The organism is Wenyingzhuangia sp., assembly GCF_039768515.1.
GTDB lineage: Bacteria > Bacteroidota > Bacteroidia > Flavobacteriales > Flavobacteriaceae > Wenyingzhuangia.
The window spans coordinates 1-2,885 of the sequence record NZ_JBDNAI010000003.1; the positions used below are offsets into that span (position 1 = coordinate 1).

Genomic DNA, 2,885 nt, shown 5'->3' on the forward strand with positions numbered 1-2,885 from the left:
AATTACAATGGCATTGGTGTGGAAACAGCCCCACGGATTATTTGAGCAATACAAAAATTTAAAATGTGTAGCTTCTATGGGCGCAGGAGTAGACTTTATTTTCGAAGATCCTTCTTTTCGTCAAGAATTGTTAATGACTAGGGTAGTAGACCCTTTATTGATAACAGATATGGAAGAGTTCGTTACAGCGCAAGTATATGCTCATATGAAGGGATTGTATCAATATCATTCACAACAATCTTTATCACTTTGGAAGCAAAATCCATATTTGAGAAAGAAAGATATCACGATTGGCATCATGGGAATGGGTGTATTGGGATCTGCCACAGCGAAAGCACTAGCGATTCAAGGTTTTAGTGTTTTAGGATGGTCTAATTCTAAAAAACAAATAGAAGGAATCACAACCTATGAAAAAGTAGATTTGGATTTATTTTTGGAAAAAACCAATGTTTTGGTGTGTTTACTACCACTAACACCAGATACAAATGGAATTTTAAATGAATCTCTTTTCTCAAAATTACCCCGTGGAGCATATCTAATTCATGTGGCAAGAGGACCACATTTGATGGGTGAGGATTTAATCCAAAGTATAGACAAAGGACATATGTGCGGTGCCGCAATAGATGTTTTTCCAACGGAGCCATTGGATACAAAAAGCCCCTTTTGGGGTCATTCAAAAATTCATATTACCCCTCATTGCGCAAGTATTTCTAGTCCAGAATCTGTCGTTACTCAAATAATAGCTAATTATAACAGATTAACGAGCCACCAACCGCTTTTAAATCAAGTAGATACTTTAAAGGGATATTAATTTAATCTTTTTCGGTGATTCCTTATGCTTAGCGGTAAAAATCTGTTAATTTTGTACGTTTGATTTTTTAGAGAAATCTTAAAAATCATTTTACAAAAACCATTAAAAAACGCTACTACTTGTCTGTTTCAACGAAATTTTCTGAGAAAACACTTTACGATTACCAACAAAATGATCTAGATACCATTTTTGACTATCTGGACAGCGCTCCTACTGATACTAACTTGTTATATCAGTTACCGACTGGTGGTGGTAAAACAGTAGTTTTTTCTGAAATAGCAAAAAGATATATCGCTACTAAGGGTAAAAAGGTAGTTGTGCTCACCCACAGAATTGAGTTAAGCACGCAAACATCTAAAATGTTAGAGGGCTTTGGGGTTCATAATAAAATCATCAACTCTGATGTGAAGTCTCTCGAAGACCAAGAAGATTACAGTTGTTTTGTGGCTATGGTAGAGACGCTAAACAACAGACTTCAAGAGGAAAAAGTAAGTTTAGATAATATTGGATTGGTGATTATAGATGAGGCACATTATAACTCATTTAGAAAACTGATGAAGTTTTTTAAACACGCTGTTATATTAGGAGTTACTGCAACGCCACTCAGTTCAAATATTAAGCTCCCAATGAAAGACCACTACAAGAAACTTATTGTAGGAGAGTCTATTACCTCTTTAATTGATAAAAAATTTCTAGCACAGGCGCATTTGTATAACAAAAATGTAAGCTTAAAAACATTAAAATTAGGGATCAATGGAGACTATACCGTAAAATCTTCAGATGCATTTTACGGCAACCACTCCATGTTATCACAATTGCTTGAGGCATATGAAGAAATAGCCTTAGGCTCAAAAACCCTGATTTTTAATAATGGTATAAACACGTCTAAATACGTCTATGAGACTTTTAAAAAAGCTGGGCATGACATTAGACACTTAGATAATAAAAATAGTGCTTCTGAGCGAAAGGAAATATTAGAATGGTTTTCTCAAACGCCCAATGCCATTTTAACATCAGTGAGTATTTTAACGACCGGATTTGATGAACCTAGCGTAGAGACTATTATTTTAAATAGGGCCACCAGATCATTGACCTTATACTTTCAAATGATTGGTAGAGGATCGAGAATATTGGAAAATAAATCTCATTTCAATGTAATAGACATGGGTAACAATATTGCTAGGTTTGGTCCATGGAATGCACCAATTGATTGGCAAGAGATCTTCCATTTTCCTGATTTTTACCTTGAAAACATTAAAAATGACGAGGATATTGAAAGAGAATTTGTTTATGAGATGCCTTTTGGTTTAAAGCAAAAATTCAAAAAATCTAGTGTACTTCAATTTGACGTAAAAGCAGTGTATAAAGAGGTGTTTGCACAAGGTTTAAAGTCAAAGGAAGTCTTAGATAGAAGTATCTCACAACACGCTCAAATTTGTTTTGAGAATAGTGAAGATGTGTTTGACGCTCGAATGTTAGCCAAATTGCTCAAAGAAGAAATTGCCTACAGAATAAGACTCTATTCCTATTGTATTATGAATAATACAAAAAACTACAAAGAGTGGTTGGAGGAAGACTATGAGAGAAAATTAAGGCTCAAAATATCTCAGATGTTTGCCAAAAAAATGTAAGATTCATAGGTATTTTGCAGCGGAGAACTTTTTGAAATCAAGCGGAGAACTTTTTCAAATCAACAGGACTTCATTGCACTAAAAATGCTGTAAATTCGTTTTAATATGAACAAAAAGCTCCTCTGTATTAGCACTAATTGGCCCGAAGCCAATGCTACTGCTGCTGGCGTTCGTATGCATGAGTTACTAGCTATTTTTATATCTCAACAATTTGAAATTACTTTTGCAGCTACTAGTAAACATTTAGACGGGCTACATGCCTTAAAAGAAAAAGGTATTACTACCCAACAAATTCTTGTGAATGACCCTTCTTTTGATCTTTTACTAGAAGAAACTACACCAGATATAGTTCTTTTTGACAGATTTATATCAGAGGAACAATTTGGTTGGCGGGTTCGCGATATACTACCCAAAGCCCTTACAATTCTAGATACAGAAGACCT

General features: G+C 34.7%; 2 protein-coding genes and 1 pseudogene. All 3 read left to right on the top strand.

The features are described 5' to 3' along the window. A partial coding sequence (locus ABF281_RS00045; RefSeq protein ID WP_347179657.1) for a glyoxylate/hydroxypyruvate reductase A occupies positions 1–811 on the top strand: 811 nt, incomplete at its 5' end. Positions 812–930: 119 nt separating this feature from the next. After that, positions 931–2,442, top strand: a complete 1,512-nt coding sequence (locus ABF281_RS00050; protein ID WP_347179658.1) for a DEAD/DEAH box helicase — start codon at positions 931–933, stop codon at positions 2,440–2,442. A 105-nt stretch (positions 2,443–2,547) separates the two neighbouring features. Then, positions 2,548–2,885 (top strand): annotated as a pseudogene (locus tag ABF281_RS00055) (glycosyltransferase); the annotation flags it as partial.